We start from the raw sequence: 18,806 nt of genomic DNA on the forward strand, positions 1-18,806 counted from the left end.
ACTTACACGATACTAGATTGTAGGTGCTTTTTTATTTGAGACATGACTTATGCATCGTTAGTCCTTGAGACTACATTGGGTTTACATGTCAAGCACAAAATATATCTCATCGGGACGCGACTAAAATGCCGATTTAGACTAAGCGTGAAAAAGACCTATATTTGAAATACTAAGTATATTTTACCCTCCTATTAGCAATTCCTGCAAAAGCCAAAGTAGTTCTATTCCCTTCACCCCTTTCAACTACATAAATGGATACTTCCTCCTCAAAAAAAGCAGGTTTATTGATGTTGGTCATTGTAATTTGTACTGTTACCGCCTGGGAAATATTCCTCCGTAACAAAGGAGTAAATACTTCCTATGATGAGGGCCCCGCCTTATGGGCCAATGCAAGGGCGCGTATTTACCAACCTTCCGACAAGGCAACCGTATTCATCGGATCGTCCCGTATCAAATATGATCTGGATATCCCTACCTGGGAAAAGGCTACGCATACCGAAGCCATTCAGTTGGCCTGTGTTGGCAGTACACCCCTTCCGGTATTGCTGGACCTAGCCGGCGACCCGGGATTTAAAGGCCGTCTGGTGGTGGATGTGACCGAAATTTTGTTTTTTAACAACAATCCTTTTTTCACCGTAAGACCCGGTAAAGGGCTTACGTATTATAAGGATTTTACCCTTGCGCAAAAGGCAAGTCTTCAGATTGACCGGGTGCTGGAATCGAAACTGGCTTTTTTGGATAAAGACAATTACTCGCTGAATGCAGAATTGGATAAGCTGGGAATTCCCAACCGGCCAGGCTATTTTGCCATGCCTCCATTCCCCATGGAATTTGAGCGTACTAATTTTAACCGTCAATCTTATATGATGGAAAAAATGGTAACAGACAGCAGTCTCCAGAACAGGGTAAAGGGTATTTGGGATTTTGTTGGCAGCGCCATGCGCAGCGCGCCGCCGATGTCAGAAAAAGAAACGGAGTTCATTTTTGCGACGGTTAAAGAAGCCGTTGAAAAAATAAGGTCCCGGGGCGGCGAGGTGGTATTTACCAGAACACCTTCCTGCGGTCGTTTTTTTGCCGGAGAAAAAATGGGTTATCCCAGAGAAAAGTATTGGGATAAACTATTGACCCTAACCGGTTGCTCCGGTATTCATTTTACAGACTATCCTACGCTCAGTCAATTGGTCTGCCCCGAAAATTCTCATTTAAGCCCCGAGGGCGCAGTTACCTACACCCAATCCGTTGCCAACATCCTGACAACGGAAAAAGGCTGGAAATTTAATTATACCCTAAACAATTAGATCATGGTATTCAATTCATATACATTCATCGTATTTTTTGCGATCATTTTGGTATTACACAATCTTCCTTTCAGTTGGAAGACCAAAAAAATCAACCTGCTGCTGGCCAGTTATATTTTTTATGCTGCCTGGAATCCACCTTTTATCCTGCTGCTGTGGTTGTCTACCATCGTAGATTATTTTGTGGGCAGAGCTTTATATACACAACCTAACAGAACCAAAAGACATTTACTACTGGTAGTCAGCCTGATTGGAAATCTGGGTATGTTATGTTTTTTTAAATATGGCGCCTTTTTGCTGGACAATTTTGTCTCGCTGACTCATTTAATGGGTATCGATTTCCATCCGGCCAGACCCAATATTATTTTACCTGCGGGTATATCTTTTTACACCTTTACCACGCTATGTTACACGATTGATATGTACCATCGCAAAAGCAAGCCGGTAAAGTCATTGTTGGATTTCTCTCTCTTTGTAACATTTTTCCCGCATTTGGTCGCCGGACCTATTGTTCGTCCACCGCAACTGGTGCCGCAATTCGAAGTTCCCGGAAAGGCTACCCAAAAACAATTGCTGGATGGTTTATTTCTGCTTACACTTGGTCTCTTTATGAAGGTAGTCGTAGCTGACAGTATGCTGGCCGCTACTGCCGACAGTGTTTTTAATGCGCCGGGCAAGATGCCGGCCATAGATGCCTGGTCGGGGGTTCTGGCCTTCTCTGGTCAGATATTTTTTGATTTTGCCGGTTATTCCACTTGTGCAATCGGCGTTGCCTTGTGCCTGGGTTTTGTATTACCGCAAAATTTTAATTACCCCTATGCCGCCACCGGATTCGCCGATTTCTGGCGCCGCTGGCATATTACTTTGTCCACCTGGTTAAGGGATTATCTTTATATTCCCTTGGGCGGCAACCGGAATGGAGCCACAAAAATGTACATGGCGCTGATGCTAACCATGTTAATCGGCGGTCTTTGGCATGGCGCGAACTGGACATTTGTGGTTTGGGGAGGATTGCACGGTTTGTATTTATGGGTAGAACGGTTTTTCAAAAAGACTAACGCCAACGTAACCGCAGATGAAAATGGTGTCCGTTTGGTAAATAGGGAAAGCCCTCTTAATAATAATTATTTCTATGCCTTATTCACCTTTCTCCTGATCAATGTGACTTGGGTATTCTTCAGGGCATCCAGTTTTTCCCAGGCGGGTCATATTCTTTCCTCCATGTTTAGTTTTTCCAATATTGGCAGACCCTTACTCGACACCTTATCCATTATTAAAGTGGCCATCATCATTCCCCTTATGTTGTTGTGTCATTGGTTAATGCGCAATACAAGCATCCTTAAAGTTGCCCATAAAACCTCCTGGGTAGGGCTTGGTTTGGTTTGGGCCGTATTGGTCCTGTTCATCGTTTTTTCACAGGAGAGCGGCAGTTCATTCATCTATTTTCAATTTTAAAAAATAAAGAACATGACAAACAATGGGGAAGACAAAAATTGAGCATTTTCAAACGGCGGAGTAACAGAACCGTATACCTGTAAATATAAAATGCAAAGAGGGTGTTCAATTTACATAAACTCTTCTATCGGAAAACAAGTGCAATTCTCAACCGGTTTGAAGGAATCAGTAGTGTAGATCTCATCAATATTTTCTAATTGTGTCCCTTTACTGAAAATACCATGGCTAACTATTAACACTACTTTGCCGGCCCCTTTTTCTTTTAGCATCGAAGCCGTACCGACAAACGTTCCGCCACCATCACAAATGTCATCTACGATAAAACAAGTAAGGCCGTTAAAATTTTCCGTGGCCGTGCTGAATTTGGTAAGTTTCCCTGTTTTTACATCCCGCTCTTTCATGCACTCAACTATGTTTTCTACTTCCAGATATTGAGCCAGTTTGTGTATTTTCTTTAATGCTCCGGCATCCGGGGAAACTAAACAATAGGCTTTCGCAGGATGAGCGTTGAAATATTTTGCCAGTGATTGTTTTACAAACGAGTGGTTAGGAACGGCATAAGACCTGTCGATTAAAGCCGTCGAAACTTCCGAATGCGGATCGAAGATTTTTATTTTTTTGAAATCAGCCTGATTCAGCATATTCGCTACGACTTTCAGCGAGAAAGGTTCTCCTTCAACCATCACCCTGTCCATACGCGCGGTCAACAAATAAGAGATATGTAATTCCACATGGTCAAATTCCTGGTAATCCAGGACGTTCTTAATAAAAAGAGCCTGAAGTAAATCATTTGACCCGGCGATCCTGGTGAATATGCGCAGCGGCTGTTTTTTATCCAAATTATTCATGCTTACCCCGTCCATTTTTATATGAGGCTGCCCATCCGGGAAAAGCATGATCGAGAAGGAAATATCAGATTTTTGAGGATAAATGAGATTGATCGTATTCATATAAAATATTCAGTTAAGGATTAATAGGATTATTTGGTTATATATTCAAGGGGAACATGGTTTGTTAGCCAAACTCCATTTTCAGAAAGATAAAAGCAAAAATCTTTACAATGCATTTTGCCGGAGTGAATAGCAAGAATTACAGGATTGCCTCTGCGACTTCCTACTTTTAGGGCAGTTTCTTTATCCTGACTTAGATGAACGTGCTGACGACTCATTTTCTGAAGGCCTACAGATTGGATAGCTTCCATTTTCTTTTCTTCGGTTCCATGATAAAGTGTTTCTGGGGGCTCTTTCTTTTCCAACTGCAAATCTACTGCAATGGAATGGCCCTGATTAGCTCGGATCATTGTCATTTCCTCATTATAACCAAATCTTTTTTTATCATTGGTTTCGACAATAATATCCAACAATTCACGGGTCATCGGATAATGACCTTTCATTTTTTGCAAAAGCTCTTCCACATTAACCCATCCCTCTTCATTCAAGGTAAGGTCTATCAGTTCAGGTTGGTGTCGAAGTAGCAGGCTAAGGAACTTGCTTTTTGACCTGAGTTCTTTTTCATTCATATTCCCAGGAGTTTTTTGTAAAGGAAATAATTTTCTTCATCAAAGCAGACAAACAGAAGACGTTTTATTAAATTCTTATGCTCGAATTCCCGAACCACTGAAATTGCAATTTCTGCAGCTTTTTCTTTTGGAAAATGGTATATCCCGGTACTGATATTTGGAAATGCGATGCTTTCAATCGTATGCTGAAGAGCCAGTAGCAAACTATTCGTATAACAATTTTTTAATAATAATTCTTCTTTGCTGCTTCCTCCATTCCAGACGGGGCCTACTGTATGTATTACATATTTTGAAGGCAAATTCCCTGCCGTTGTAATAACGGCCTCCCCTGTTTTGCATTTTACTTGCTTGTTCCTGATCTCCCTGCATGCCTCCAGAATGGCCGGCCCACCCTTTCGATGGATGGCGCCGACTACCCCGCCGCCACCTAAAAGAGAGCTGTTTGCAGCATTCACTATGGCATCTACTTCCATAATCGTTATATCTCCTTTAACCAGTTCAATTTGCATCCGGCCCTGTTTTAGTAATCAATAAATCCCTGACTTCCATCAGTGCATATCCCAATAAATTCTCTCCGCGCCATTGAAATGGATCGGAAACTTTTTTATTGTCTGCGGCAAGCCCTATTCCCCAAACGGTATCTACCGGACTAGCTTCAACTAAAACCCTATCACCAGTTTTGAGCAAAAACTGCTTCATGGATGGATTTGAAGAAAACTTGCAAAGGTTTCCTTCCACCACCATTTTAAATTTGTTGTTATCCCATACCATTGGATCAAAGTTCTTTACTTTCCGCCCAAGTTCTTTTGCTTTCCCGGGTGTTTTTGCCAAAAGGATCCTTGCTAATATCTCTTCGTCGGCAAATAGTCTGGCCTTACCGGCCATCATCCAATGTTCCGCCGTTGGATATATTTGCCCATCCTTTTCAAAAGATAATTCCCACCATTGGCTGAAACAGCTTTGTGAAAGGCTGCCATCAGCAGAAGGTTGATGGCCCCAGAAGAAAAGGAATTTCATCTTTTCGTCAGTTTGGCATTTTTCCTGTAGCCAGGCATTTGAATATTTCATCCTCTGAATTTTAAAAGTTCATTTCTTAACTGCGGGTTTTCCGGAAACACAAATTCTTCTCCAAAAAAGGCTTTCACCAATTTTATTTTTCCAACTATATACTGGTTGAAAAGCGCGAGTTCTTCCGCCGGTATCCATAATTCATTATGGATCGCTCCCCCGACATTTTCTACTTTGTATTTTTGAAAATGCGTCTCTCCAATAGCAAATTGAGTCACTGCACCGCAGAAACCGGAAAAAGCATCTGCTGTATTCCATTCTCTGGCAATTTGCTCGGCATAAGTCTGATTCAAGACCGGGTAAAAGATAGGTTGCCATTCGAGACGGGGAGGAAATTCGCTCCAATCACTTTCGGCTATAAGGCTCAGTTCTTTCAAGCCAACAGGTCTGAATAAATCTACACACTGGGGTATCATACTATTTCACTTTTTACAGGAGTTAACTGTGATATTACTCTTGTTCTTATCTCAGACAGTGTCCGGTCTACTGTAAGGATACCATTTTTAAAAACAGTTTGTAACTCTCCCCGGGCTTCTTCTTCCCAGGTACATTCATCCTTTAACGTCAATTTACCGGTTAAGGGGTTTCGGAAGATCTGCATTAATCCTTTGGCGGATTTTTTTGTTCCGTCATCAGTCTTGGGATCCTTAAAAATGGCTCTGCCTTCTCCATTTACCTCTCCATATGTTGCCTTCATGGCAAACCCGAATGTATCACGGGTAACATATTCATAGGTGAAAGACCCGATTCCGAGTACTACGTTGTAACTGGCAAACCCCTTTTTCTTCAGTCCTTCCAGAATGGCTTCCTGTCTTTCCAGGTTAATACTGTCACCATAAATCAGACCGATATGACCATCAAGAAGTTTGTAGCCCTTTTCTGTGATTATTCCTCCGAAGGTTTCCCATATACACTCGATCGCTCCTTTATAAGCCGGGCTTCCAATGGGCTCTTCCGGATCACCTATGATGATTTTTACCGGGTCTCCGCTATCCGGACGTATCACCACCTTTCCATTTCGGGTAAGGATTTCTTCTTTCAAAGCAGGAAGAAATTCTGTGATTACTTGCCAGAAATCCCAGGTATCACTGACTATAGATACAATCCCCGAGGGGTAAATCTCCCTGATCAGCCTTCTGAAGGTGGCTAATTCGTCTTGTTTGGTGCCCATGCACATGACGCTGTGCTCTGTAGCGGGAACAGACCCTCCGATAAGCTCCTTTTCACAATCGGCATTATAAAATTCTTCCAGGAAATCGATAGCGGGAATGGTATCTGTTCCTGTAAAGGACAACAGGTGAGCCGCACCGCTGAGGACAGCATCTTCTACACCACTCATTCCGCGGAAAGAAAAGTCATGCCCCTGCCAGGGAACAAAACTCTTGTCTTCGCCCACAGTTTCTTCAGCATATCGGGTAAATGTTTTCAGATACTGAAATGCCGTGGTTGCAGAAGTACAAGGTTTCCACAGAATGGCGCTTAAAAGACTTTCCAACATATTCGTCAACCAGAAAAAAGCAGGATTAGTATTTTTTATCGTAAAAACAGGCACACGCATGGGAACCAGGATGCCTTCGGGAAGAGCCTTTATCTCAAGAGGAAGATACCCCAGGTCGTGCAAATCTGAAATGTGCTGGTAGGTGATGCTGTCTTTCCCAAGATAATTATCAATCCTTCTTTTGTATTCATTTACCACTTCAACTTTGGGCCGCTTGAAAAACCCTTCGTTGAACTGGCGGATCAGATATTCTTTGATAAAATACTGCAATCCGAAGAAAACGATCTCTTTAATATCTTCATTTCTTGATGTCCTGGGAGTAAGGTTGGAGTACACAAGAGTAGTCCCTTCGGGATATTGAAATTTGTGTCCGACTTTATAACCGTCTTTCAGGAGCAAGGGTGAGGTTCTCATTTTTATTTGTTTATTATTCAGGTAATTGAATGTTTAGGCTAAAATGATTGGGTTTAAGTTCCTTATTAAACGAATATATATCCGGATGCCGGTTTTGCAGACCCGTTTTGCGTCTTCCCGTTGGCAGAATATATTCCGAATCGAGGATCTTCCTTCTGAAATTCCTACGATCAATAGAAATATCCAGGATCCGTTCATACAAACGATGGACTTCCGGAAGGGTGAACTGTTCATTCAGCAATTCAAAACCAACCGGATTATACAGGATTTTTGCTTTAAGACGTTCCCATGCTTTGCGAAACAATAGATCATGATCGAATCCCAGTGGTGGAAGCTCTTTTATCTCAAACCATTTAACGTCATTCGCCATCGACCCTGCTACAATTTCAAACTGGGTTGGATTGACAAGGGCAAAATAAGTAACCGAGATAACTCTTCCCCTTGGATCCCGATCAATAGCATCAAAAGAATATAGTTGCTCCAGGTAGAGATTAGTAATCCCCAATTTTGTTTTAAGAATCCGGTCGCAGGTGTCGCTAAAGGTTTCGGTCATCTGCAAAAAACCACCCGGTAACGTCCATGAATTCCTGAATGGGGTCTCTTTCCTGTTTAACAACAGAACGGACAGCCTTTCCTCATGATAGCCAAATACTACCAGATCGATGGCGAGCGATGGATTTATGTAACTATCAAAAGATTTCATGTTTGCGTTATTATGACGCAAACAAAAACAAATATTTTCATTCTTCCAAAATAAAAGGAATAGATTTAATTCTTTAATAATTAAATAGGTGAAAATCAGATCTCTATGTATTGTCTCCCATCTTTCATTTCGGACTGAACTAACCCTTGGGAAAAGAGCATAAACTTGTATCTCTAACAAAAACACCAAATGAGGCCCGAACAACAACCAGAAATGAAACCAGTTTTATTCCTTCAATCGGAAGAACAGGACCCTTACAAGATATATCATGAAATGCTCTCCGATCATCCTATTTATTATGATGAAAGAAATAAGCTTTGGGCTGTTTATTCCTACGAATTTTGCAAGGAATTGCTGGGTAATCCTTCTGCCCATATTCCTTCTTTAAATACAACCGGATTTGATGATTATTCCTTAGCCATAACCGGAAAACTGCCCAGATTTCAAAACCCTCCGTATCATGCTGTTGCCAGGCAAATAGCTATGGCCGTTTATCAATACAGAAAGCCTGCGCCTGTTGCGACAATTTTAGCAGGTCTCCTCCAACAAAAATCAAACGGCAAAGAAATCGACTGGATAAAGATGGTTGCCAAACGATTGCCTGTCCTGTGCATTTTACATAGATTTGATTTTACTCCTGCCGATAGCCTGTTTATTGCAGACAGGGTGGGTCGCCTGGTGACCTTCACCTTGCCTATTAAAACGGAAGAGCATGTGAACGGGATCAATACCGTTTCCAAAGAAATTTATAATAAGGTGGAATGGCATATCAATCATTCCAGGCCCCTGAATATGTTTATAGATAGATTGACGGCAGACGTCTCTCTAACAAGAGAGGAAGTCATGGGGTTTGTAATAGCCAACCTGATAGGCCTGTTGACACAAAGTTACGATGCCTGCCGGGGATTACTAAGTACGGCTCTTTACCATTTAATAAGTCCCACTAATAGCCACACTACTATATACCGAAGATTCACTGCGAACAAAAAAGAATTATCGGATTTTGTCCTTGAAGTTTTACGATACGATCCTCCCGTTCAACATACCCGAAGAATATTATCAAAAAATTGCCGGTTTGGAACAACTACCCAACATAAAGGCGAACAAGTCCTCATTATCCTGGCTGCAGCCAACCGTGACGAAAAGCAGTTTGCAAAGGCAAATACCTTTTCTATGGAAAGAAGTAATAACACAGACACATCACCTTTGGCTCCGGATCTCATGCCTGTTTAGCTAACGAATTTGTCTGACATATGACAACCGAAACCCTGTACTATCTTTTTAACCACTATTCTTCCGTAGCCTTACTCACGCGGGAAATGGAATACGAGGCACTTACCAATCTAAGATTGCCAAAAGAAATGATCATTTCTCTCGAAAGTTGACTTGTTATTGCCGGCCATAGCCTTACTTCCGGTTTTTTATTATTCGCTTTATTTGGCCTACTTAAACCCCTAAAAGAAATATCTTTGAGTGAGCCCGGCATGCTATACCAAAATCAACCCATGACTGATCAGTTCATATCCATTCAGGGAGGAGCCTATCTGGATATAAAAAAGGCATTGATCCAATTGATCGAGATGTATTCAGCCAATTGAGTTTGTTAATTAATCATGAAATGGAACAACTTATTGATAAAGGTTTTATTTTTATTGAAGATGTCTTTTGTGCAGAAGAAATAAGCCTGATGAAAGCCGTAATTGATCGGGCAGATAACCGTAGCCCAATGTTCCGAAAAACAAATGACCTGTTTGCCATCAGGCAATTCCTGAAAGAGATTCCGGAAATAAGGTCTCTGATTTTTAATTCGAAACTAAATTCTGTTATAGCTGAGTTTTTCGTGCCTGGTTGTTTCGTCATAAAGTCTATTTATTTTGATAAACCCGAAGAATCCAATTGGTTTGTATCCTATCACCAGGACCTTACCATTTCTGTCGATAAAAAAATGGAACTAGCCGGTTATACCTCCTGGACGGTAAAACAAAATCAATTTGCCGTTCAGCCTCCTTTGGATATTTTAGAAAATATTTTTACCATTCGCATTCATCTCGACGATACCGATGAAAAGAATGGCGCCCTTAGGGTAATTCCAGGTTCACATCTAAAAGGTATTCACAGGTTTTCCTCCAAAAACTCAGGCAATGAAGAAGAAATTTGCCGGGTAAAGTCAGGTGGCATCATGATTATGCGACCCCTATTGCAGCATGCATCTAATCGAACGACCAGCAGCAACAGAAGAAGGGTCATACATATTGAGTTCAGCAATTCGAAACTGCCTGAAGGGTTGGCCTGGGCAGAAAGGCTTCAGCAGGCTGTAAGCTAAAAATCAACAGAAAAAAAATTGGGGGGATTGCTAAATAGCTATAAATGGCACCCTTATAAAAAAATTATTATGATCACCTTTAAAACTGGCAATTTACTTGATGCTAAGGTTGAAGCATTAGTGAATACCGTAAATACAGTAGGAGTAATGGGAAAGGGAATTGCCTTACAATTCAAAAATGCCTTCCCTGAGAATTTCAAGGCTTATCGCGATGCTGTAAAAACTGATTCTGTACAGTTGGGAATGGTATTTATCGTTCCGGTAAATCCTATTGGGACGGTAAAGTTTATCATTAATTTTCCGACAAAAGGACACTGGCGGTATCCTTCTAAATTAGCTTGGATAGAATCAGGTTTGAAGGATCTTAAAATAAAAATCAAAGAGAATAAAATAAAATCCGTTGCATTACCTCTCTTAGGTTGTGGAAACGGGGGATTGGATTGGAACCAGGTGAGGCCACTCATAGAAAAAGAAATGAATAATTTGGAGGTGGAGGTAATCATTTATGAACCAAATCCCGAAATTCAGGAAGTATTAAAGAAAGAAGGTAGAGCATCCATAGCAAAAGGTAATCCCCGTTAGAGCTATGCATTTACAACTATATTATATTTCAATATATAGCTAAATAAAAGTACAATCTGCAAAAAATGCAAAAGACGATCTTGACATTCACCCTAATTGCCTTATCTATCGTCTCATATTCTCAAACAATGCGACCAATCGAAGACCTGATTAATTCCAAAGAACCAGGTTGGCCTATTGTTCAAGGATGGATAGATTCAGCGAAAAATAAGGTTGAAGTACTTCCTAATGATTCAGTAAAGGCAAAAGATGCCCTTTTCAAAACACAGGTAACCACCCGTTCTCCGATGGGTGCAATCGTTTATTCAACGGGAGGAATCCTGGTCGACGATGGGTGGGTTAGAATATTAGGTTCCGGGAGCGTTCGACTTCCCCGTAGCCTGGATGAATGGAACAAGGGAAAATCGCTCACTAATTACGGGCAAAAGGCGCCTTTTTATTTGGTAGCCGACGATGCGATGGGTGGATTCTTTGCCATGGCGGAGGCTTGGGCAAGGACGCGGGTAAAATATATTACCTGGCCCCTGATAATCTTGAGTGGGAACCAATGGAAAAGACCTATTCAGAGTTCTTATTATTTTGTTTCTCCGGCGATCTGGAGAAGTTTTACGCTGATTACCGCTGGAAGGATTGGAGAAAGGAAGTTGCTTCTCTTCAAGGGGATAAAACATTCAACTTTTTCCCTCCATTGTGGACAAAAGAAGGAAAAAATATTAATAAGAATTCCCGGAAGGCGATCTCAGTGGAAGAGCAATACCAACTTACTCTTGATATGAGAAGGAAATTGGGTATCAAATAGGCAAAATTTCCAATCAGTTTTTGGCAGAGCTGCTTTCTGTGGGTTAGTAATTAGCATTTCCAGATTGGCTAGGCGGATAACCTAATCGATTGATAATCAACTAGAAATCTATTTAACTATAAACTTGGGTTGGAAAAGTTTTATCTTATGTAACTGGGATTCTTTAATTTGCAATAATTAAGGCATAAACCATTGAACATCAGTATAAAACTTATGTAACTGCCATGAAACATTGGGAACACAGAGCTTTGCAGCTATTGGAAAGGACATTAAATCCAATCCCCGCAGAAATAAACGAGCTGGATTGGAAGACGGCCTTGTCGCAAAAAAGTGAACGCATTGCCCAACACCTGTCAGCATTTTCTAATTTACCAGGTGGCGGATTTTTTGTTTTCGGGATACAAAACAACGGGTCTATAAAATCTATCGAACAGCAGGAAGCGAATGATATTATACAGAAGCTGGGCAATATAGCAAGAAACAATCTTGCACAACCTGTCACGGTTGATCATATTATAGCTTCTTATAATGGGCATTCCATATTGGTAGTCCATTTCCCGGAAAACCCAATCAAGCCGGTTTACTTAAGAGGTGGTACTGTTTATGACAGTTATAAGAGATCTGCCGGGCAGACAGTTAAGATGTCCTCAATGGAGGTTGCTACATTGATTGCCAATTCAAATAATGTAAGCTTTGAAGAGTTGGTAGCCGCATCCAATGTCAACCCTGACCAAGTATTAAGCCTTCTTGATTATGACGCTTTCTTTCGAATGTCCTCTAAAAATTTGCCCGAAAGCAAAACTGCTATCCTGGATGTTCTTGTTAATGAAGGGTTCATAAAGGCCCACCCTATAGGGAATTGGGATGTTAATAATCTAGGGGCTATTCTCTTTGCAAAAGATATTAGGGAGTTCAAGGGTTTGAAAAGAAAATCGGTCAGAGTAATTGTTTATGAGAAAACGAATAATATCAACGCGCTAAAAGAAAGGGAAGAAGGAAGGGGCTATGCCGCAGGGTTTGAGGAGCTTATCAGATATATTATGGACCAATTGCCTACCAATGAAATAATAGAACACGCTCTTCGAGAAAAAACCAAGATGTACCCGGAAAAAGCCATAAGAGAATTTGTGGCCAATGCGTTAATACATCAAGACCTAAGTATTTCCGGCATTGGGATAATGATTGAAATTTATAAGGACCGGATAGAAATTACAAACCCTGGAATACCGCTTGTCGATACCAATAGATTTATCGATACAGCACCAAAATCCAGGAACGAAGATATGGCCTCCATTCTCAGGCGTCTGAATATATGCGAGGAAAGAGGAAGCGGTATTGACCGAGCGATCGCTGCAATAGAAGCGTATCAATTACCAGCACCAAAATTTATCCGCGAAGAAAATTATACTAAAGTCATTCTATATTCTTATAGACAATTGACAAGAATGGACAACGAAGATAGAATAAGAGCCTGCTATCAGCACTGTTGCCTGCAATATGTTAGCAGTCAAAATACAACCAATCAATCAGTCAGGAATAGGTTTAATATTTCAGAAACCAATTATCCAATGGCTTCCAGGATCATTGTCGAAACAATTAATGCAGGGCTAATTAAATATTCAGATCTGCGAAATAAATCTAAAAAGAATATGACTTATGTTCCTTATTGGGCATAAAAGAGATAGATCGTGTATGCAAATTGTTTGCAAAAACAAAAGGTCGCCAATGGCGACCTTTATAAATAATTGATTTTCAGCTCCCCCTGCCCGACTTGAACGGGCGACCCTCTGATTAACAGTCAGATGCTCTAACCAACTGAGCTAAGGAGGAATTTGTCCAAAAAATTCGTTTTTAAAATCCGGAAAACCGGTCAAAACAAATCTTCCCCAAAAGGGGTTGCAAAAATAGGGATTTTTCGCTTTTAAAAAAGCCTGCTGACAAAAAAACCCAGATAATTTTTCTCCCCCTGCTCTTTAGGCCTATCTTAATGAAATTCAGTCAATAATCACTTCCTTTTTGCCGGTTTGGAAAAAAGCGGATGCTCCAGAGAGGGCTGCGGTTCCTGCTCAAGAAGACGCAAACACTCCTCTACGCCTTTTTCCAATTGCAGATCCCTGCCTTTAGAAACGGAAAGGGCATCTATCTTTTGCTCTATATCCGGGGGTACCCCCTCGTTCTCGGCGATCCACTTATGCTGAACGGGGTCATAGACGGCGTTGTCGGGAGCGGTTAGCGCACCGCCATCAACCAAGGCATAATGGACCGAGGACTTCACAAGACCACCCCAGGTCCTTGAACCGATCAGGGGCCCAACTTTTTGATGCCTGAAAACCCAGGGGAAGAAGTCGCCGCCGGAACCAGACAGTTCATTGATCAGCAATACTTTGGGCCCCAGAATGCCTGCCGGGAGACGCATGGGCCTTCCATCGGGTACTTCATTGGTAAGGGAAGCCCGTAATCGACGGACCATCAGATCGACCATATAATCGTCCAGTAATCCGCCTCCGTTAAACCTTTCATCGATCACGGCCCCTGCCTTATCCTGTTGGGCGAAATAATACCGGTTAAAAGAAATGAAACCCGGGCCTCCGGTATTCGGCACCCAGACATAACCCAGTTTCCCTTGGGATAATTCGTCTACTTTTCGCCGGTTATCCTCCACCCAGGCCCGTTGACGCAGCGCATTCTCATTTCCGGTGGGCTCGATGCGAATTTCACGGGCGCCTTCCAGAGAAGGTTTCGAGTTGATAGATAGAACGGTTTGCTGACCGGCCTTCCCATCCATTAGGGCATAGGGATCCGTATCAGCATTCAGATCGACACCATCGATACTCAGGATATAATCTCCTTCGTTCACCTTCAGTCCAGGTTTGGCCAGGGGAGCAGACAAACCCGGATTCCAGCTCTCCGTCGTCAGGATCCTTTTGATCTGCCATCGGCCTCCGTTCTGAACCAGATCGGCTCCCAATACCCCGACCCGGATTGTATCCAAGGCAGGAAAATCACCGCCGAAAACAAAACTATGACCCACGGATAACTCTCCTCCCAACTGATCCAACAGATAGGTAAGATCACTGCGATGCCGGATAAAGGGGATCTGCGGAGAATAATATTTCCAGACCTCATCCCAATCGCGGCCATGATGATCGCGGTCATAAAAATAATCCCGCTCGTATCTCCATGCCTCTGTATAAATCTGTTTCCATTCTTCGACCCGATTCAATTCCATCCGAAGGGTCATGGCCACAACTCCTTCGGCAGTCCCGGGTGGTTTGGCCGTGCTGACGACTCTCCAGCTTCCGGACGATTTAAACAATAGTTTTTCTCCATTGGCTGAAACAACGGCATCGGAGGCGTTTTTGACAAATTCATCCAGTTTTTTACCTTCCAGGGTGAATTTGCTAATAGTTTGACCGGACCCGATGAATATGGAACCTTTGGGCCCGCTGATCATTTGATCATATTCGCCAACGGGAATGGGCAGGGCCAGGGTTCTCCGGTCCATGTTCTCCCAATCAATCTTAACGGCCTTGAAATCCGTACTGTCCTTCGTCTTACCATCACCCGTTTTTCCGGCAGTAGTCTTGGAATCAGTTTTATTGTCCGAATTGCTTTCTGATTTTGCGACCGATTTGCTGCCTGTTTTATTTTCAGCCTTGGTTGAATCAGGCTCTTCGTCGCTCTTCAGCGGAAAGGGGGTCGGATCATCTTTGCGAAGGACCGTCACATAGGCGGCAAAACTAGGTTGCGCCTGAATGGCACTCGTATTAGCCCAGCCCGAGCCAAGCGCTACATCCGTACTGGCTAAAAAATAAAGATGCCGTCCATCCCGGTCCCAGGCAGGTTCGATGGCATCTGCCATAGGATCGCTCAGGGGTGCTGCTTTGCCTGTTGCCAATGACCAAATGGTGATCCTTCTGAAATTATTCGGTGCCGTTTTGGAATAAGCCATCCATTTCGAATCCGGTGACCAGCTAAGGGACATCCTTCCCCGCTCTATGTTCAGCCCACCGACATCAGCCTGGGTCATTTTTCCCGTGGTAAGTTCAACGACCTGTATCCTTACTTCGTTATCTTCAAAAGCAATATATTTTCCATCGGGTGACCAGGTCGGTTCCCAGGCCAGTTTGGAATCCCCGATGGAAATTTTGCGGGGTTCCGTTTTTCCCTCCTGGTCGCTGAGATACAGGGCGTATCCGGCCCCTCCTTTGTCGGAGAACCAGGCAATTTGTTTGCCATCGGGCGACCATATGGGCCGACGATCGGCAGCATCGGAGCTATGGGTAAGATCCCTGGCATTACCGTTCTCCACCGGCACGGTAAAAATATCACCCCTGGATTCCAGAACAATTCGTTTACCCGTCGGCGATAAAGATGCATTCTCCGCGCGGCTGGTTACATTTTCCCAGCGGGTCTCGGACCAGGGGAAGTCTCCATGGACATTAATGTCGAGCTGTTTGCCCTTACCGGTTCCCTGGTCCAGCATAAACAAATAACCACCTTGCTCATATACCAGTTCTTTACCATTTCCGGCCAGCCATTTAATATCTCCGTTCTTTAACGAGGTGATTGGGCGAAGGGAAGAGGTCCCTGGATTAAAAGCCCACACATTCATGATAAAATCCCTGTCAGATAAAAAATAGACCTCTTCTCCCAACCATAAAGGATGTTGGTCCATCGTTCGTTCATTAGGGATAGATTGTTCGGCAAGCGTATGAAGATCCAAAATCTGTAAAGCCGTATTTTGCCCTCCCCGGTAATGCCGCCACTCGACATCCCAGCGGCTCACTCTGTCTACTACCAGTTTTTTCCCATCCGGTGATACCGCCCCATCAAAACCCCAGGGGGCCGGCAGTAAGACAGAAGGCCCTCCTTTTAGCGATACTGTCCATAATCGTCCATGCGGGACCGGTGCCGTCTCGCGTCCGGAAGTATAGATCACTTTAGATCCGTCCGGCGTCCAGCCCCTTGCCGATGCAGGCGCCGGGTACCAGGTGAGCCGGGTTGGAACTCCACCTTCCGACGAGACGACATAAACGGCAGGTAGCCCTGACCGGTTGGATGTAAAGGCGATCCAATGACCGTCCGGGGAAAAATGTGGGTCACTCTCTGTAGCAGCCGTACTGGTTATCCGGTGAGCCTCCCCTCCTGCTTTTGCGGTAACCCATATATCCCCGCCATAGACAAAGGCAAGTTCCGTAGCGCTCAAAGAGGGCTGACGCAACAGGCGGGTACCTTGTGCCATCCCTTGTAGCTGGAAAACAACCAACAAAAAGAGGCAGGCAATCTTTAAACGACTTGGGGAAGGCAGACCTTGTGAAGCCATACTTCGTGATGCCAGCTTATGGAAAGGCAGGTTTTGGGAATGCATAAAAAGGTAAATTTTTAAAAATGGAAGGTGGGCAGGACGATTCTATAAAATCTTCCTTTAAAATACCAAAAAAATCACATCCGATCCCGGAAAAAATTACTTAGTACGAGGGTATACATTCAGGATGGATCCACGAAACAAGAAGGAACAAGAACAAATGCTCAGAACCATTTTTTAAAGAAACCGCCGCCGGCTTCTTCAAGACCGACAAAGATTCCGTCAGCCCGGCGTTCTACCGGATAGGTCTTGAGGGAATAACCTTCTCCGTTGACATCGCGGCCGTTTTTCAGATTGAATTTCAAGTGGTGGACAGGGCAGATCACGTGGCAGGCGCCATCCAGATATCCGTCCGTCATGGGGGCACCGGCATGTGGGCAGGTGTGAGCAAAACCATACCAATCCTCCTTAACACGGGCGATGCAGATTTTTTTACCCTCAAGCTCCACTTCGGCAATTTCACTACCGAACCATTGAATGTCCGCTTCCGATCCGGCGACCTTATGCCATTTATATTTTTTAGCGCTCATTTCAGGCTTTTTTAAAGAATTCAGGGGGTAAATAGAATTCCGGCTTTTAATAGAAAAATTCAGATTTGTAGGGATAACGGATCCGGTACATTTCCCGGACCTTTTCCAGGATCGTACTGCGGAGACCATCCATATTGCGTTTCTCGGTAGCCGAGACGAAAACACACTGACCATTCGTTTCGCGTTCCCAACGCTCTTTTAGCTCGCTCATGAGTTCCTGCTTCACACCTTCTTCCAACCAGGGATCGAAGTTCTTTTGCTCATATTGATCGATCTTGTTAAAGATGACCAAAATGGGTTTCTCAAAAGCTTCCAATTCCTGAAGGGTCTTGTTCACTACCCCTAGTTGTTCCTCATAACCGGAATGGGAAACATCGACGACATGTAATAAAATATCCGCTTCCCGGACTTCGTCCAGGGTGCTTTTAAAACTTTCAATAAGATGATGGGGAAGTTTGCGGATAAATCCGACGGTGTCGCTGAGCAGAAAAGGAACCGTTTCAAAAACCACTTTTCGGGTGGTGGTATCGAGGGTGGCGAAAAGTTTGTTTTCCGCAAAAACTTCGCTTTTGCTTAAAGCGGTCATCAGTGTTGATTTCCCAACGTTGGTATACCCTACCAGAGCAACCCGGATAAATTCTCCGCGATCCTTACGCTGCGTGAACGCCTGTTTGTCAATCTCCAATAACCGCCTGCGCAATAAGGCGATCTTATCTTTAATGATACGGCGGTCCGTTTCAATCTCCGTTTCTCCGGGTCCGCGGGTACCAATACCCCCTCCCAGCCTTTCCAGGTGCGTCCACATCCCACGCAAACGAGGAAGTATATATTGATATTGGGCTAATTCCACCTGTAGTTTGGCCTGGGCCGTCTTGGCCCGGCTGGCGAAAATGTCCAGAATCAGATCTGAACGATCGATTGTCTTAGTATCCAGGACCTTTTCGATATTAGAGATCTGGGAACCGGACAATTCGTCGTCGAAAATGACCAGGGTGATCTCTTTTAAGGTGATATAGGTCTTGATCTCCTCTAACTTCCCTTTCCCGACAAAGGTCTTGCTATCAGGGTGTTGCAATTTCTGGGTAAAACGCTTCAATGTGATCGCTCCGGCGGTTTCAGCCAGAAAAGCCAGTTCATCCAGATAATCTTTGGATTGCTCTTCCGTCTGGGTCTTATGTATCAAACCGACCAGGATGGCCTTTTCTTCCTTTTGTAATTTATTTTTCTTATCTATCAAACTATTGCCTTT

17 protein-coding genes, 1 tRNA gene and 1 pseudogene are annotated in these 18,806 nt (G+C 43.3%); 8 read left to right on the forward strand and 11 right to left on the reverse strand.

Going from position 1 to position 18,806, the window contains the following annotated elements; translation table 11 throughout:
• The first annotated feature begins 251 nt into the window (after nt 1-251).
• Together ACX0G9_RS13915 and ACX0G9_RS13920 are read left to right on the forward strand one after the other, a co-directional pair.
• The gene (locus ACX0G9_RS13915) at nt 252-1,298 is read left to right on the forward strand and encodes a hypothetical protein (protein ID WP_459065526.1); all 1,047 of its coding nucleotides are present in this window, start codon (nt 252-254) and stop codon (nt 1,296-1,298) included.
• 3 nt (nt 1,299-1,301) lie between these two features.
• A complete protein-coding gene (locus ACX0G9_RS13920) occupies nt 1,302-2,753 on the forward strand; it encodes an MBOAT family O-acyltransferase (protein WP_459065527.1) in 1,452 nt (483 codons plus the stop codon).
• Between the two features lie 110 nt (nt 2,754-2,863).
• Here the strand turns inward: ACX0G9_RS13920 and ACX0G9_RS13925 are convergent, their stop codons facing one another.
• Genes ACX0G9_RS13925 through ACX0G9_RS13955 form a run of 7 tightly spaced genes read right to left on the reverse strand, consistent with a single transcriptional unit; the run spans nt 2,864 to nt 7,955 of the window.
• Nucleotides 2,864-3,703 carry a phosphoribosyltransferase family protein gene (locus tag ACX0G9_RS13925; protein WP_459065528.1) on the reverse strand — a complete coding sequence of 280 codons (840 nt, stop codon included), beginning with the start codon at nt 3,701-3,703 and terminating at the stop codon, nt 2,864-2,866.
• A gap of 29 nt (nt 3,704-3,732) precedes the next feature.
• A complete protein-coding gene (locus tag ACX0G9_RS13930; RefSeq protein ID WP_459065529.1) occupies nt 3,733-4,272 on the reverse strand; it encodes an RNA 2'-phosphotransferase in 540 nt (179 codons plus the stop codon).
• Complete coding sequence (locus tag ACX0G9_RS13935) at nt 4,269-4,781, reverse strand: O-acetyl-ADP-ribose deacetylase (RefSeq protein WP_459065530.1); 513 nt, start codon at nt 4,779-4,781, stop codon at nt 4,269-4,271. The genes ACX0G9_RS13930 and ACX0G9_RS13935 overlap by 4 nt, the downstream gene beginning before the upstream one ends.
• Entirely contained in the window at nt 4,771-5,340 is a 570-nt protein-coding gene (locus ACX0G9_RS13940; protein WP_459065531.1) for an NADAR family protein, read from the reverse strand. Before ACX0G9_RS13940 ends, ACX0G9_RS13935 begins: the two co-directional genes overlap by 11 nt.
• Complete coding sequence (locus ACX0G9_RS13945) at nt 5,337-5,756, reverse strand: ADP-ribosylation/crystallin J1 (RefSeq protein WP_459065532.1); 420 nt, start codon at nt 5,754-5,756, stop codon at nt 5,337-5,339. The genes ACX0G9_RS13940 and ACX0G9_RS13945 overlap by 4 nt, the downstream gene beginning before the upstream one ends.
• A complete protein-coding gene (locus ACX0G9_RS13950; protein ID WP_459065533.1) occupies nt 5,753-7,252 on the reverse strand; it encodes a nicotinate phosphoribosyltransferase in 1,500 nt (499 codons plus the stop codon). The genes ACX0G9_RS13945 and ACX0G9_RS13950 overlap by 4 nt, the downstream gene beginning before the upstream one ends.
• A gap of 13 nt (nt 7,253-7,265) precedes the next feature.
• Nucleotides 7,266-7,955, reverse strand: a complete 690-nt coding sequence (locus ACX0G9_RS13955) for an NUDIX hydrolase (RefSeq protein WP_459065534.1) — start codon at nt 7,953-7,955, stop codon at nt 7,266-7,268.
• A 213-nt stretch (nt 7,956-8,168) separates the two neighbouring features.
• On the opposite strand from ACX0G9_RS13955, the gene ACX0G9_RS13960 reads away from it, so the two are divergent.
• From ACX0G9_RS13960 to ACX0G9_RS13985, 6 genes and pseudogenes are all read left to right on the forward strand, one after another.
• Nucleotides 8,169-9,188: a cytochrome P450 gene (locus ACX0G9_RS13960; protein ID WP_459065535.1), complete on the forward strand. Its 1,020-nt coding sequence runs from the start codon at nt 8,169-8,171 to the stop codon at nt 9,186-9,188.
• A 20-nt stretch (nt 9,189-9,208) separates the two neighbouring features.
• Nucleotides 9,209-9,340: a hypothetical protein gene (locus ACX0G9_RS13965; protein ID WP_459065536.1), complete on the forward strand. Its 132-nt coding sequence runs from the start codon at nt 9,209-9,211 to the stop codon at nt 9,338-9,340.
• Between the two features lie 233 nt (nt 9,341-9,573).
• A complete protein-coding gene (locus tag ACX0G9_RS13970) occupies nt 9,574-10,278 on the forward strand; it encodes a phytanoyl-CoA dioxygenase family protein (RefSeq protein ID WP_459065537.1) in 705 nt (234 codons plus the stop codon).
• 69 nt (nt 10,279-10,347) lie between these two features.
• A complete protein-coding gene (darG, locus tag ACX0G9_RS13975; RefSeq protein WP_459065538.1) occupies nt 10,348-10,860 on the forward strand; it encodes a type II toxin-antitoxin system antitoxin DNA ADP-ribosyl glycohydrolase DarG in 513 nt (170 codons plus the stop codon).
• Nucleotides 10,861-10,988: 128 nt separating this feature from the next.
• Nucleotides 10,989-11,659: pseudogene (locus tag ACX0G9_RS13980) on the forward strand (DUF2625 domain-containing protein).
• 224 nt (nt 11,660-11,883) lie between these two features.
• Nucleotides 11,884-13,335, forward strand: coding sequence for an ATP-binding protein (locus ACX0G9_RS13985; RefSeq protein ID WP_459065539.1), 1,452 nt, complete (start codon nt 11,884-11,886; stop codon nt 13,333-13,335).
• Nucleotides 13,336-13,415: 80 nt separating this feature from the next.
• Here the strand turns inward: ACX0G9_RS13985 and ACX0G9_RS13990 are convergent.
• From ACX0G9_RS13990 to hflX, 4 genes are all read right to left on the reverse strand, one after another.
• A tRNA-Asn gene (locus ACX0G9_RS13990) sits at nt 13,416-13,489 on the reverse strand.
• A gap of 175 nt (nt 13,490-13,664) precedes the next feature.
• The gene (locus ACX0G9_RS13995; protein WP_459065540.1) at nt 13,665-17,030 is read right to left on the reverse strand and encodes a S41 family peptidase; all 3,366 of its coding nucleotides are present in this window, start codon (nt 17,028-17,030) and stop codon (nt 13,665-13,667) included.
• Nucleotides 17,031-17,191: 161 nt separating this feature from the next.
• A complete protein-coding gene (locus ACX0G9_RS14000; protein WP_459065541.1) occupies nt 17,192-17,557 on the reverse strand; it encodes a Rieske (2Fe-2S) protein in 366 nt (121 codons plus the stop codon).
• Nucleotides 17,558-17,603: 46 nt separating this feature from the next.
• Entirely contained in the window at nt 17,604-18,794 is a 1,191-nt protein-coding gene (gene hflX, locus ACX0G9_RS14005; protein ID WP_459065542.1) for a GTPase HflX, read from the reverse strand.
• Nucleotides 18,795-18,806: the final 12 nt, after the last annotated feature.

This window comes from Flavitalea flava (assembly GCF_054461575.1).